Here is a 14,710-nt window from a genome sequence, read left to right on the forward strand (position 1 = left end):
TATGGTAAATCATTTGTTTGTAAAAAAAGAGGTGCCTGTTAAGCTTAGAGTGCGTAAAAAGTGACATTCGTCACTTTTTTTATCAAAATGGGCGCTTAAACTACTAAAAGTAACGTTTTATTGGCATGTAAATCGTAACTTTGTCGTTCAGAAGATTGTGGGTTTTACCTGAATGCAATTTTTTAAACCGTGAGAGCGAACTATGAGTACTAAAGACGACGATTTACTAAAAGAGCTGGAGCTCGAAGAATATAAATACGGGTTCACAACAGACATCGAAATGGAATTTGCGCCGATTGGTCTTACAGAAGACACCGTGCGTTTTATTTCAGCTAAGAAAAACGAGCCTGAATGGTTATTGGAATGGAGATTAAAAGCATTCCGTCATTTTCAGACCTTAAAAATGCCGAAATGGCAAAATTTCGAAACACCAGAGGTTGATTTTCAAGGCATTTCCTATTATGCGGCGCCAAAGGCAAAACCGCAATTAAACAGTTTAGATGAAGTAGACCCTGAGTTATTGTCTACATTCGCTAAGCTCGGAATTCCTTTGGACGAGCAGAAAATTTTGGCAGGTGTAGTGGCCGTAGATGCTGTATTTGATTCAGTATCTGTGAAAACAACTTTCCGTGAAAAATTAAAAGAACAAGGTGTTATCTTTTGTTCTTTTGGAGAAGCTGTTCAAGAGCATCCTGAACTGGTTAAAAAATATTTAGGATCAGTTGTTCCTCAAACAGATAATATTTATGCAGCATTAAATTCAGCGGTATTCTCTGATGGGTCTTTCGTGTACATTCCAAAAGGTGTTCGTTGCCCAATGGAATTGTCTACTTATTTCCGTATCAATGCACAAAATACAGGTCAATTTGAGCGTACGTTAATTGTTGCTGAAGAAGGCGCTTATGTCTCCTATTTAGAAGGTTGTACAGCTCCTATGCGCGATGAAAATCAATTGCACGCAGCAGTAGTCGAATTAATTGCAGAAAAAGACGCTGAAATAAAATATTCTACCGTTCAAAACTGGTACCCTGGTGATAAAGACGGTAAAGGTGGTATCTTCAACTTCGTTACAAAACGTGGTATTTGTAAAGGTGATAATAGTAAAATTTCCTGGACACAAGTAGAAACTGGGTCAGCAATTACATGGAAATATCCAGGTGTCATCTTAAAAGGCGATAATTCAGTTGGTGAATTTTATTCGGTAGCAATGACACGTAATATGCAAGTCGCAGATACAGGTACTAAGATGATCCACATCGGAAAAAACACCAAATCAAAGATTATTTCTAAAGGTATTTCTGCAGGCAAAAGCCACAACAGTTACAGAGGTTTGGTGAAAATCGGACCAAATGCAGATAATGCAAGAAACTTTACACAGTGTGACTCCTTACTAATCGGAGACCGTTGTGGTGCACATACGTTCCCTTATATTGAAAATCGTAATAATACAGCAACTTTAGAACATGAGGCTACTACTTCGAAAATCGGAGAAGATCAAGTCTTTTACCTCAATCAACGTGGTATCGATTCGGAGAAGGCAGTAGGGTTAATTGTCAATGGTTACGCAAAGGAAGTATTAAACCAGTTACCGATGGAATTTGCTGTTGAAGCACAGAAGTTGTTGGCGATTTCGTTAGAAGGTTCAGTAGGATAGATAAAAAAAATAGTTGCAACCGGAGTACTTGTTGAAAGTACCATACGCAATACACAATACTAATAAAGAAATGTTAAGTATAAAAAATTTACACGCGTCTGTAGACGGCAAACAAATTTTAAAAGGTTTAAATCTTGAAGTAAAAGCAGGTGAGATTCATGCAATCATGGGTCCCAATGGTGCTGGTAAAAGTACTTTAGGAAATGTTTTAGCTGGTCGTGATGCGTACGAAGTGACAGAAGGTGAAGCTTTATTGGACAACGTTGATCTATTGGATTTATCTCCAGAAGATCGTGCTCGTGAAGGGCTGTTCTTAGCTTTCCAATATCCAATTGAAATACCAGGGGTATCGAACATTAACTTCTTGAAAACAGCAGTTAACGATATTCGTGCATATAAAGGTCTTCCTCCGATGGAAGCAAAAGAATTCTTAAAAACAGTGAAAGAAAAGCAACAGTTGGTAGAATTCTCTGCGAACTTGGCTAACCGTTCATTGAATGAAGGATTCTCAGGTGGTGAGAAAAAAAGAAATGAGATCTTCCAGCTGGCCATGTTAAATCCTAAATTATCTATTTTGGATGAAACAGATTCAGGTTTGGATATCGATGCTTTACGTATCGTAGCAAATGGTGTTAATCAATTGCGTTCTAAAGATAATGCTTTTGTAGTTATCACGCATTACCAACGTCTTTTAGATTATATCGTGCCAGATGTTGTTCACGTATTATACAACGGACGTATTGTAAAATCTGGTCCTAAAGAATTAGCTTTAGAATTAGAAGAAAAAGGTTACGATTGGTTAAAAGAATTAGACGCACAAAACGCATAATTACACAAATCTTGTGAAAGAATAGAGGTGTTAATTAGCGATTTGATTAAAATATAAAATGAATACATTAGTTTCAGAATCATTACTTCAACAAGTGTTGAGCAATTTTCAAGAGCAAGTAGCAGAGCCTGCTTTTTTGTCGGCAATACGTCAGCAAGCTTTTGATCGCTTCTCAGCAGTTGGCTTTCCAACGGTGAAAGACGAAGAATGGAAATATACCAATATTCATAAGCTTATCGATCAATCATATGTATTGAATTCGGATGTGGATATTGAAGGATTAGATTTTAGTGCCGGTGAAATTCCAAATCTGGATGCACACCGCATCGTGTTGGTTAATGGTCAATATATGCTGTCATTCTCTTCTTTAGAAGAAGAAAAAGGCCTCATCGTGAAAACGATGGAGGATGCTGTAGAAGAACCTGCTTTTCAAGCACATTTTGCACAACATGCAGACAAAACTAGTAATCCTTTCGTAGCATTAAATACAGCTGGTTATACCAATGGTGTTTTTATTGCACTTGCAAAAAATACCATATTAGCTAAGCCGATCCATATTATCCATGTTGCGACAGGTACAGAAGATTTCTTTTCACAGACACGTAATTTAATCGTGCTGGAAGCAAATGCTGAAGCAGAGATTATCGAGTCTTATATGACTGTTGCTGGTGCCGCTAAAAATATTCAAAATAAAGTGTCAGAGATCATTGTCAAAGAAAACGCTAAAATGCAACACTACTATTTGCAAGTAGCGGAATCTGCGAGTAATTATTTCAATCATACGGAAGTATATCAAGAGAAATATAGCTTATACAATAACTATAACTGTAATTTTCCTGGAGCAGCTTTTATAAGAAATAATATCAACGTACGTCTTGACGCTGAAAATGTGGAAAGCCACTTATACGGTATCAACTTGACAGATGATAAACAGTTGGTCGATAACCACACAGAAGTGGATCATATGAAACCACATTGTGAATCTTACGAATGGTATAAAAATATTACGCAGGGAGAATCTGCAGCTGTTTTTAATGGTAAGATTTTCGTACGTGAGGATGCTCAAAAAACAAATGCATTTCAGCAAAATAATAACTTGTTGATCTCAGATAAATCTGCAGTTTATACGAAGCCTCAGCTTGAAATTTTTGCTGATGATGTGAAGTGTTCACACGGTTGTACAATTGGACAATTTGATAACGATGCCCTATTTTATTTAAGAGCTAGAGGTATTGGTGAAGAAGCTGCTCGTATCTTATTGGTACATGCATTTGCATTTGATGTAACGACTCGTTTCTCGAATGAGGTTGTTCGTCAATATGTCGAAGAATTAGTTGAAGAAAACTTAACTAGTAAATAGGTTAACTTCCTAGGTGCAATAAAATACTAGGTGCAATAAAATAAAAGCGTTTGAGCTCTAATTCAAACGCTTTTATTTCTAAATAATTTCAAGATCTGGATTTACTTTTAGTAATTCTTGTATAAATGAATCCTCAGAACGAGGATTTACAAAAACATCATCATATTTATTGAAATGTATTACTAAACCCTTCTGGTAAGGATTTAAAAAAGGGTAGATTCCTCTGATTTGATTTCGCTCTATTTTTCTAATTGTACTAATGGGGATTGTTTTTTTTTCTAAAAAATTGTTTAGCTGAAGAAATTCATTTGTAATATGATATTTTGGAGATATAAACATAGCATACCAGATAAATCCAAGCAATGAAGTTGATAATAGTGCTCCCAGAAAAAGTCCTTTATTAATACTTCCGTAGGAATTGAAAACAAATAAGGTAAGGATAATAAGTAACCAGACATAAGTTCCTTTACCAATTTTAGGGTGATAACTTTTCATAATCATTGTTTTTTGGCTTTAATTCCTTTAATATAGTGATTTTTTCACTTTTCTACAAGTATTAGTATTGCGCTTGATGCTTAATATATAATTTTAAACTTTGTAAGTTTTTAGGCTCTTTGTTGATGAATAAATATATAACTTCATTTTATTTTAAACGTAATCGATTTATAATCTTAGGGTTATCGCTATTTGTGATAGTTTCGATCTACGTCTTGATGTTTCGAGTCATTGACCATAGGTTACACACTTTAAACAAGAGGATTTTAAAAGAGATGTCATTTGAGAAATCACAATTAGTCCAAAAAGAATTCGATGATTTTGATTGTGTTTTCCATTTGATGGGGCTTGCTGCTGATGAAGGACAGCAAAAATTTATGAATAAACTGATTGATCAAGACAGTGTGCGACAGTTTCTCATTGCCTACACATATTGGAGATCTGATGGTCTTAATTTTTCAAAAAGTCTGGAATGGTATGCCGATCCGAAGGCCGTAGATCCCGTGATTAAGAGTACAGCATTACCAGAAGATTTCAGAAAAACAAAATTTATTAAAAGTGAAAAAGGGATGTATTTACATGTTTATGTCCCAACCGATGAGGGAATTCTTCAGCTGACACTAGATCTGCATAAACTGAACGCTTATTTTTGGGCTGGAAATCCAGGAACCCGGGCATATTTTGAAGTATATGATGCCAATGGAATATGTTTGATTTATCCTGATGAAAAACAAATAGGAAAAAAAAGAATAAAGAGCTGGAAGCAATATCCTGTGAAAAATAATCTGGTCATGTCAGACTATATTCTGATGGAAGTTCTGTTGGATGAATATAAATTCAAAGGAACATTTGAAAATAATCGATTATTTGTGAATGTGCTATTGATGCTGACAGAAGATGATGTACGTGATATTAGTAACAAGACATTCCTTCTAGGTGCTATAGGTATTGCTACCATGTTATTTTTTATGTTTTTGCTTGACATTCAAAATAGAAAAGCGAAGCGATTGCGGCTAAAAAATCTGGAATATCAAAAAGAAGATGCTTTGCTTCGCTTTGAAAATTTGAAACGGAAAGTAGATCCACATTTTCTGTTTAATGCTTTGGGATCCCTACAGCAATTAATTGGCAAAGATCCGGCTCAAGCAAAAGTTTTTGTTGGGAAGATGGCAAAAGTATACCGGAAGTTTTTAAGTGGTGATGAGTCAGGTCTAGCAACGATAAGAGAAGAATTGGCACTTGCAGAGGAATATTTTTTCATGCAAAAAATACGTTTTGGAGATACCTTAAGTCCATTGAAAATCAACGTCACTCCAGAGGTCATATCTTTATTTATTCCGAAATTCAGTTTGCAGATTTTAATTGAAAATGCCATCAAACACAATGAACTTCGTAAGGAGCAGCCATTATCAATTACGATTGAAGAGCAGGAAGGAAGATTGGTCGTTCGTAATACTGTATTGTTCAAAAACCCGGATATGGACGCCGCAGGTTATGGAACCAAAATGATAGCACATGTTTACGATTTTTACCAGGTACAAGGGTTTGAAATCCAGTATCATGATGCTGATTTTATTGTATATCTACCATTCATCCATATTGACAGTCGATAAAGATAAAATAATAATTTTAGAGCACTGGACTATTTCTTCCAGTAAAACTGCGGATTCACTCCTGAAATTCACGCCTTCACTCGGATTCGCTTTTTGGAACCATAATATATTGGCATCTTCACCACCCTATATCTATGAGTCCTATTTTAATTTAAACAAATGAATAATCTGCCTTTCAAAAGAAATTCAGCATTAGCAAGCTTTGGTTTCTTTTCTATTTTCATTCTCAATTCTTGTCAGCTGCTCAGTCCTCTAGGCTTAGGTAAAAAGAAAGATGTTGTCGCTGATTCCACAAAAAAGGATTCTGCTTTAGTTTACGACAAGTTTCTAAAAAATGCCAAAATTGATAGCGGAATTTTTAATGTGATTAATAAAGAGAAAGATTTCTTTTTCGAAATACCGGTTGAGAAACTGGACAAAGACTTTTTGTTGATCAATAAAATCTCTTCTGTGCCTTTAGCTTTGAATGAAGCTGGCTTAAATAAAGGCATGAATTATGAAAATAAAGTAATACGTTTCTCCCTAAAAAAAGCACGTAAAGAGATTTGGGCAAGTGAAATTAAACCTCAGGTAGAAGTACCTAAAGAAGATGCGATAGCACGCTCAGTCGCCGATAATTTTACAGCATCGTTTATTGAATCATTCAAAATTGAAGGCTATAATAAAGATTCATCGTCAGTAATTATCAAGATAAATAAAGTATTTGATGGAACTGAAAAAAGTTTCAACGATGTATTTACCAATATTGGATTAGGTACTGCTCCTAAAACAGCATTATCATTGATCGATCAGATGAAATCATTTGATAACAACATTGTAATTCGCTCCATATTATCTACACGTGTCACCGAAGGAAATGAATCCATTCCAATCAGTTTAACCATCACTAGTAATATATTAGAATTGCCTAAAGATGCAATGAAGCCACGTTTCTCAGATCCTAGGGTAGGTTATTTTACTACTCCACGCTGGTATTTTTCAGATAAGCAGCAAGAAATGGAGAAAAGAGAACTGGTAACACGCTGGCGGTTAGAGCCACGCGAAGAAGATGTGGAACGTTATTTAGCGGGCGAACTGGTTGTCCCAAAGAAACCAATAGTTTTCTATATTGATCCAGCTACTCCACAACAATGGCGTAAACAAATTATTGAAGGAGTACACGATTGGCAAAAAGCCTTTGAAGAGGCCGGCTTTAAAGATGCCATCATTGCAAAAGAAGTTCCAAAAGGAATGGACTTTGATATCGATGATGCAAATACATCAGCCATCACTTATGCAGCTTCTCCACAAGCCAATGCGATGGGACCATCAGTTGTAGATCCACGCACCGGCGAAATCTTAGAAGCAGATGTAATCTGGTGGCATAATGTGATGACTGCTTTAAATACCTGGATGCGTGTACAGACAGGCACGATCGATCCATCTGTTCGCGGTAACATATTCTCTGATGAGAAAATGGCACATGCCATCCGCTTTGTATCATCACACGAGATTGGTCATACATTAGGATTGAAGCATAATATGGGATCGTCTTTTAGTTTCCCTGTAGATTCATTGCGTTCAGCTTCCTTTACACAAAAGATGGGGGGGACAGCAACGTCCATCATGGATTATGCCCGTTTTAATTATGTGGCTCAACCAGAAGATCAGGTACAGGCTATTACACCAGTGATTGGTCTATATGATAAATATGCAATTGCCTGGGCTTACCGATGGTACCCGAACAAGACAGCATGGGAAGAACTTCCATTGCTAAAAAAAGAGATTGAGTCGAAGCAGGACAATCCTTACTATTGGTACGGAGAGCAACAGGACCCTAAAAATACAGTTGATCCAAGATCGCAGTCAGAAGATTTAGGAGACAATGCCATGCTTGCTGGCACATATGGTTTGAAAAATTTGAAACGTATCATGCCTCAGATCATTAACTGGACAACTACTTCAGGTCAGGATTACTATAAAGCAGGTAAATTATATATGGCTGTTATTGGTCAATGGTATGCTTATGCAGATCATGTTTCCAATAATATCGGTGGTATCTATCTCAATAACCCTGTTTTAGGTGACGGTAAAGACGCATATGCACCAGTGCCGCGCCAGAAACAAATAGAAGCATTAGCTTACTTAAAAGAAAATGTTTTTACTTTGCCAGAATGGTTGTTCCGAAAAGAATTGATGACAAAAACATTCCCATTAAAAGATAGTCCAGTAGGTTCTTTCGAATATGCTCCTTATACATTAAAAAGAGAATTTCAATACAGCTTATTATATAATTTACTTCAAGATCAGCGCTTATTGCGCATGACCGAGATGGAACTACTTTTCGGACGTGCTCAAGCATGGAGCGTAGAAGAATTTCTGAAAACATTACGTCAGGAGATCTTTGCAAAAACTTTAAAAAAGCAAAATTTAGATATTGATGCCCGTATGTTGCAACAGAACTATATCGATATATTATTGGTAACCAATAATAAAAGTATGGATAAGTTGAATACGAAAAAATTGTCTTTTGTAGATCAATTTATGAAAGCGGCTAAACCAGCGTTCTGTCCGGTACATGCAACAGCACATACTAATTCTGATGAACATGATTTACGCAATGTCCATGTTTCAGGTATGAGCAGAACATCTGAAATGCTGACCGTGAAGCGAGCGGAATTAATCCAGATTCAGAAGTTGTTAAAAACAGCGCAGTCTTCAGGAGATTTCACCACTCAGGCACATTATCAGGACCTGTTAATGCGGATCAATAGTTCGTTAAATGTGAATAATTAACAAAAATCTATATATAAAAACAAATGAACAAATTCTTACTCTTTGTCGTCTTTTCTTGCGTGCAACTGACTTCGTTTGCACAGGAAACGATAACCCTAAAGGGAAAAGTGTTGGATAGCAAAACGCAAACACCGATATTAGGTGCTACCGTTTTTATTGAAAGCACAGCAGTAGGGGAATCTACGGGCGTAGTTGGTCAAATACAACAATCTGCATTGGGAGCAGTGACTGACAACGCTGGTAATTTTACGCTAACTGTACCGACGGACGTTAAATATTTTACAGTATCCTTTGTTGGATACCAAAATAAGCAAGTTCAGGTAGCAAAGGTATACAATACGATCTTTTTGGAAGCTGCAGATAAGGCTTTGGAAGAAGTGATCGTAACAGGGTATACCAATATCAGTAAGGTCAAGAACACGACAGCTTATAACAAGGTGAAATTAGACGATATCAAGCAAACAGGTGTGTCTAGTATTGATCAATTATTGGAAGGACAGGTAGCGGGTTTACAATTAAGTAACCTGAACGGGGGGCCGAACAGTGCTCCAAAGATTCGTATCCGTGGTACTGTATCTTTAAACGGAACACAGGATCCTTTATGGGTAATCGATGGTTTACCGATTGAAGGAACAGCATTGCCAAATACTTTTGATAAAGATAATTTGAATAATCTGTCGAATTTACCGATTGCAGGGATCAATCCAGATGATATTGCGGATATCACCGTATTAAAAGATGCCGCAGCAACTTCAATTTATGGGGCTAGAGCAGCTAATGGTGTTATCGTCATTACAACCAAAAAAGGTAAGAAAGGACCTACGCAGGTTTCCGTATCCGCAAATAGTTTCGTTACGCAGAAACCTGATTTTACAAAACTCAACCTGATGAACGCATCAGAAAAGGTTGATTTTGAATTAGGAATGGCCAATCGTTCGGATTTGACATATCGTACTAATCAAGGTGCGATTGCGCGTTTATTGAGTGCGAATAATGAATTGGATACTTATCGTCAGTTTGGTTTGAGTGGTTTGTCGACAACAACCCAAGCTGCTATTAGTCAATTACGCAGTCAGAATCATAATTGGGGTGATGAACTGTACCGTACAGCTTTGAATCAACAATATACAGCTGCAATATCTGGAGGATCTGATGGACATGATTTTTATTTATCAGGTGGATTCTATGATGAGCAAGCAGCAACCAAAGGGGTCGGAATGCGTCGTTATTCATTGACTTTAAATAATAACTTTAAGATCAGTAATAAGCTAAAGGCTGGTATCAATTTATTGGGATCATCTACAGATCGTAATAATTTCATTCAGGATCGTGATGCATTTACAAACCCCAATACCTATGCACGGACAGTTAACCCATATTTGACGCCAAGAGACGTACAGGGTAATTATGTGTATGACCAAGATATCGTAGGCTACGAAAGAGATACCTATATTCCTTTCAATGCTCTAGAAGAACGTGCAAACACAAATTATAATTTGAATAACAAAAGCTTAAAAGCGATTGCAAATTTAACCTATCAGATTTTGCCATCGTTATCTTTACGTACTGAACTGGGTTTGCAATTTGAAGAGTCAGGCACAGAGCGTTTCGCTGACAAGGAAAGTTATAATACAAGAAAGTTAAGGGCACAAACACGTTATTATGATAGTGCTTCAAAAACAAATAAGTATTTTTTGCCTGATGGCGGGCAAATCCAGAATGATAAGAACAGTATTTTTCAATACAACTGGAAATCTTTTGCACAATACAACTTGAAATTCGATGATCACCATGATATTGAAATCATGGCAGGTACGGAGTTGAGAAGATCTAAAAATACGGGTATAATGACACGCGGTTTTGGTTACAATCCAAAAACATTGACAACTCAGCCTATTTTGTTCCCATCTAGTAATTATGCGACTGATAAAAAATATCAGCAATATGTTAAAACAATAGGTGAATCTTCTTATGCATCATTTTATGCAAATGCTTCATATAGTTATGATCGTAAATATAATATATATGGTAGTATCCGTTACGATGGCTCCAATATGTTTGGGGTAGATCCTAAATATAGATTCTTACCCATCTGGTCACTATCGGGATCATGGAATGCAAAAGAAGAAGATTTCTTGAAAGATCAGGAATGGATCTCGAATCTGAAATTTCGTGGTTCTTACGGTATACAAGGTAATATTGATCGTAATTCATATCCATTTATTATCGGTACATATAGTAATGGATCTATGTTGCCTGGAAATAACGAAGAAAGCATTGTTGTTGACATGCCTGCTAATGATAAATTACGTTGGGAGCGTACACAGTCCTGGAATGCAGGTTTTGATTTCGGAATTCTAAAAAATAGAGTACAGTTTACGGTTGATTATTATAATCGTTTATCGACAGATCTAATTGGTACAAGTCAATTGCCATTAGAAAATGGATTCCCGAATGTATCACGCAACTGGGCATCTGTTAGCAATGATGGTATTGAATTCTCAGTTAATAGCCAAAATATCGTGCGTGATCGTTTCTCTTGGTCGACAGATTTTAATATTGCACATAACCGTAATAAGTTGAAACGTGTGATGGCAGATCCGACAGCTTACAATGTAGATGCGCGTGCAGGTAATCCGATCAATGCGATGTATGAGATTGAGACAGCTGGTTTGGATGCTGATGGTTTGCCTCAGTTCTACAACGATCAAGGAGCTGTCGTATCTTATGAAGATTACTTTCAATTGTTTGATCCTTATGCAGATATGGCGCCGGGTCTTTTTGTAAATTCATCGATGAATAACAATGACTATCAGAATAAATATAAATACAAAGGTAGTATGGACCCTAAATTTGTTGGTGGTATGACAAACAGGTTCCGATATGCTAATTTTGATCTAGCTGTTTCAGTTGTATTTAATATTGACCAATGGATGAGACGTAGTCCAACTTATAATCCAGCCATTGTAGATCGCGGATCCAATTATACAAAAGATGTACTGCAGGCATTGACTCCAGGCTCAAAAGATTTTATTGCAATAGGTTCGACAAGCGCTGAAGCGAGTGATCGCTGGATGGCCTACAGCTGGATGGATGGTAACGATCCATCAAATGCTTTTAAATATTTAGATATCTGGTCTAAAAAGATGAGTTATTTACGTGTCAATAGCATCCGTTTAGGTTATACTTTGCCAAAATCAGTAGCAAATAAAATTCAGGCATCTAATATCCGATTTAATATAGAAGGACGTAACCTGTTTGTTTTTGGTAATAATTATGATGGATATTTTGATCCGGAAACGTTTGGTAATAACTATGCACAACCCATCTCCAAATCATTTGCTTTTGGTTTAACAGCATCATTTTAATTAAGATATCCATGAAAAAGAATTTATTATATATAGGATTGTTAGTTGGTGGGCTTTTAAGCACTTCTTGCAATAAATACTTAGATATACAACCAGTAGGAACTGTTGTTCCTACTACAGAAGCTGATTTTAGAGCTTTGATGTTTAGTGGCTATAAAGTTTATCCAGAACACAAATCATACTTAAACTTACGTACAGACGAGTTGTTATTGGATGAATTTTCTACCGATCTGGCAACATTGAAAGATCTTTATCTATGGAATGATCAAAATCCTGATCGCAATACTCAATCCATGGCTTGGGAAACGCTCTTTAAAAGTATTTTCTATGCCAATCACATCATTGCAGAAGCTAAAGACAAAGCAGGAGATACAGATGCTGTAAAGCAAATCCGTGCAGAAGCCTATTTGTTACGTGCTTATGCGCACTTTGAATTATTAAATACCTACGCTGATAATTATAATGCTGCAACAGCTGCAACAGATCGTGGCGTACCGATTTCGATAAAAGTAGACTTGGAGCAATTGTTTGCGCCAGCAACAGTAGAAAAAGTATATGCCCAGATTCTGCAGGATATGGAAGACGCATCTGCTTTATTACAAGTTCAAGATCAGGCGACCAACGTAAAATACAGATTCAGCCGTCGTGCTTACGAAGCATTTGAAGCACGTTTAAGATTATATCGTGGCGAATGGGAACTTGCAACCAAAGCTGCCGATAAAGGATTAGCGATTAATGCGAATCTAGAAAATTTAAACGAAGTCGGTTCAAAATTACCAAATGATTTTGAATCCAAAGAGATGATTCAGGCATGGGAAGAGGTAGGAAAAACGAATGTTTCTCGCTCAACTTATATTAGTCCATCTTTTATGGCTAAGTATAAAGCGGGAGATTTACGTGTTAATCGTTATTTTCAAAAATTAGGAAGTGACTATGTATCTAAAAAAGGGGGAGATAACCGCTTTAATGTCACGTTTAGAAATGCAGAGTTATATTTAATTAAAGCGGAAACAGCAGCGAGATTGGGACAAAAAGAACAAGCTATTGCAGCTTTGACTACGCTATTAAAAAATAGATTGACCGCAAGTGCTTTTACAACAGCTCAAGTAAAATTGGCAACCCTATCTAATGCTGAACTGATTATGTTTATACTAGATGAGCGTGCTCGAGAACTTGCTTTGGAAGGATTGCGTTGGTACGATTTAAAACGTACAACACGACCTGAAATTGTACATAGCTATCAGTCTAAAGACTATACTTTAATTCAAAATGATCCACGTTATGTCATTCGTTATCCTAAAGAAGCGATATCAAATAATCCAGATTTATAAAATTAGAGCAATTTCATAAATTCCGATCCCCATTCTCGAAAGAATGGGGATTTTTTTTTAAATTCAGCACATGTTTAAAAAGATATTAATCGTAGAAGATGAAAATTGGGCCTCTGAAAGTCTATTGGAGAAATTAGACCAATTGATTGCTACGAAATTTCAATCTACGATTATAACAACAGTGCGTGAAGCTACCGATTGGTTGCTTAAAAATGAAGTCGATCTCATTTTTATGGATGTGCAACTCGGTGATGGATTGAGTTTCGAAATATTTGACCAGGTCAAAGTTCAGGCACCTGTTATTTTTACTACAGCGTTTGAAGATTACGCCTTAAAAGCTTTTCAGAATCAAGGCTATGCCTATTTGTTGAAGCCGTATGACGACGACGAGTTACAACAGGCACTTAATAAAGTCGCGCCGTTTATCGTCCAGGATACCAGGGAGATTCAATACAAAACTCGTTTTCTAGTACGGTATGGTATGCGGTTAAAATCGATACCGACAACAGAAATTGCCTATTTTATGGCTGAAGATAAAATATTGTACGGCTACACAAAAGATGGAGATCAATTTATTGTCGACGATACCATAACAGGTCTTGTGTCTCGCCTGGATCCAACATTCTTTTTTCAGGTCAATCGCAAATTCATTATCCATATAGATTCCATTATAGATATGTTGAAAGTAGCTCGTAATCGCATACGGCTCCAATTACAACCAGCGTTGCCAGCTGGTATCGAAGTTATCGTGAGTGAAGATAAATCATCCGATTTTCAGATGTGGTTGGACCGCTGATTAAGCTGATCGTATGATTTTAATAGCAGGATTGTATTGCAGTAATTCATTTACAAAATTATCATTTCCGTCTGGGCTAATGTATATTTCTTCGTACTTGTTATAGTGTATGATCAAACCTTTGCGGGCAGCTGCTGGTTTAAAACCCACCCATAAAGTCTTTCCAATCTCTATTTTGTGAATTTTGTCAATGGCAATCTTTCCTCTAAAGATACACGTTCGATAAGAAAAATACGGAGTGTCTATTGTATACCTCGGTCTTGGTAATAATAATGTGGCTATCAACAATGTCGGAAGACCTATTATAGTCACAAATTCTATAAAAGTAGCTTGTTCAGTACGAAGTGTAACGATCATCATGACTATCATGGATAATATAAGGCCAATGATCATGGCATCCATCAAAGGGTCTTGTCTGCTTCTGAAAACTTTCATAATTTATAGGATGTTGCTAATCTTAAAGTTAACAAATTTTTGTAAATTTGCATC

Annotated in this window: 10 protein-coding genes; 8 read left to right on the forward strand and 2 right to left on the reverse strand. The window is 36.5% G+C overall.

All coding sequences use genetic code 11. The features are described from left to right. Window positions 1-202 precede the first annotated feature (202 nt). The 3 genes from sufB (at window position 203) to sufD (ending at window position 3,843) form a co-directional block, all read left to right on the forward strand. Window positions 203-1,654 carry a Fe-S cluster assembly protein SufB gene (gene sufB / locus M2265_RS18310; protein WP_021192430.1) on the forward strand — a complete coding sequence of 484 codons (1,452 nt, stop codon included), beginning with the start codon at window positions 203-205 and terminating at the stop codon, window positions 1,652-1,654. 70 nt (window positions 1,655-1,724) lie between these two features. Then, entirely contained in the window at window positions 1,725-2,483 is a 759-nt protein-coding gene (gene sufC / locus M2265_RS18315; RefSeq protein WP_021192429.1) for a Fe-S cluster assembly ATPase SufC, read from the forward strand. Window positions 2,484-2,541: 58 nt separating this feature from the next. Continuing rightward, complete coding sequence (gene sufD / locus M2265_RS18320; RefSeq protein ID WP_021192428.1) at window positions 2,542-3,843, forward strand: Fe-S cluster assembly protein SufD; 1,302 nt, start codon at window positions 2,542-2,544, stop codon at window positions 3,841-3,843. Between the two features lie 78 nt (window positions 3,844-3,921). Here sufD and M2265_RS18325 read toward each other — a convergent pair whose 3' ends face one another. Next, window positions 3,922-4,338 (reverse strand): PH domain-containing protein, encoded by a 417-nt coding sequence (locus M2265_RS18325; protein ID WP_165905865.1) that lies wholly within the window; start codon window positions 4,336-4,338, stop codon window positions 3,922-3,924. Window positions 4,339-4,613: 275 nt separating this feature from the next. Here M2265_RS18325 and M2265_RS18330 point away from each other — a divergent pair, with 275 nt between their 5' ends. The 5 genes from M2265_RS18330 (at window position 4,614) to M2265_RS18350 (ending at window position 14,221) form a co-directional block, all read left to right on the forward strand. After that, window positions 4,614-5,951: a sensor histidine kinase gene (locus M2265_RS18330; RefSeq protein WP_165905864.1), complete on the forward strand. Its 1,338-nt coding sequence runs from the start codon at window positions 4,614-4,616 to the stop codon at window positions 5,949-5,951. 159 nt (window positions 5,952-6,110) lie between these two features. Beyond that, entirely contained in the window at window positions 6,111-8,726 is a 2,616-nt protein-coding gene (locus tag M2265_RS18335) for a zinc-dependent metalloprotease (protein WP_132769443.1), read from the forward strand. A 23-nt stretch (window positions 8,727-8,749) separates the two neighbouring features. Then, on the forward strand, window positions 8,750-12,094 hold the full coding sequence (locus tag M2265_RS18340) for a SusC/RagA family TonB-linked outer membrane protein (protein ID WP_132769441.1): 3,345 nt from the start codon (window positions 8,750-8,752) through the stop codon (window positions 12,092-12,094). A gap of 11 nt (window positions 12,095-12,105) precedes the next feature. Then, window positions 12,106-13,425, forward strand: coding sequence for a RagB/SusD family nutrient uptake outer membrane protein (locus M2265_RS18345; RefSeq protein WP_132769440.1), 1,320 nt, complete (start codon window positions 12,106-12,108; stop codon window positions 13,423-13,425). Window positions 13,426-13,495: 70 nt separating this feature from the next. Then, window positions 13,496-14,221 (forward strand): LytR/AlgR family response regulator transcription factor, encoded by a 726-nt coding sequence (locus M2265_RS18350; protein ID WP_132769438.1) that lies wholly within the window; start codon window positions 13,496-13,498, stop codon window positions 14,219-14,221. On the opposite strand, the gene M2265_RS18355 is transcribed toward M2265_RS18350, so the two are convergent. Next, window positions 14,222-14,656: a PH domain-containing protein gene (locus tag M2265_RS18355; protein WP_132769436.1), complete on the reverse strand. Its 435-nt coding sequence runs from the start codon at window positions 14,654-14,656 to the stop codon at window positions 14,222-14,224. Window positions 14,657-14,710 lie beyond the last annotated feature (54 nt).

Source organism: Sphingobacterium kitahiroshimense (assembly GCF_025961315.1).
GTDB classification, from domain to species: Bacteria; Bacteroidota; Bacteroidia; order Sphingobacteriales; family Sphingobacteriaceae; genus Sphingobacterium; species Sphingobacterium anhuiense.

What these genes read in the sequence shown, in the direction of transcription:
- sufB (WP_021192430.1), top strand. Translation starts at nt 203, where the DNA reads ATGAGTACTAAAGACGACGATTTACTAAAAGAGCTGGAGCTCGAAGAA.
- sufC (WP_021192429.1), top strand. Translation starts at nt 1,725, where the DNA reads ATGTTAAGTATAAAAAATTTACACGCGTCTGTAGACGGCAAACAAATT.
- sufD (WP_021192428.1), top strand. Translation starts at nt 2,542, where the DNA reads ATGAATACATTAGTTTCAGAATCATTACTTCAACAAGTGTTGAGCAAT.
- M2265_RS18325 (WP_165905865.1), bottom strand. Translation starts at nt 4,338, where the DNA reads ATGAAAAGTTATCACCCTAAAATTGGTAAAGGAACTTATGTCTGGTTA.
- M2265_RS18330 (WP_165905864.1), top strand. Translation starts at nt 4,614, where the DNA reads ATGTCATTTGAGAAATCACAATTAGTCCAAAAAGAATTCGATGATTTT.
- M2265_RS18335 (WP_132769443.1), top strand. Translation starts at nt 6,111, where the DNA reads ATGAATAATCTGCCTTTCAAAAGAAATTCAGCATTAGCAAGCTTTGGT.
- M2265_RS18340 (WP_132769441.1), top strand. Translation starts at nt 8,750, where the DNA reads ATGAACAAATTCTTACTCTTTGTCGTCTTTTCTTGCGTGCAACTGACT.
- M2265_RS18345 (WP_132769440.1), top strand. Translation starts at nt 12,106, where the DNA reads ATGAAAAAGAATTTATTATATATAGGATTGTTAGTTGGTGGGCTTTTA.
- M2265_RS18350 (WP_132769438.1), top strand. Translation starts at nt 13,496, where the DNA reads ATGTTTAAAAAGATATTAATCGTAGAAGATGAAAATTGGGCCTCTGAA.
- M2265_RS18355 (WP_132769436.1), bottom strand. Translation starts at nt 14,656, where the DNA reads ATGAAAGTTTTCAGAAGCAGACAAGACCCTTTGATGGATGCCATGATC.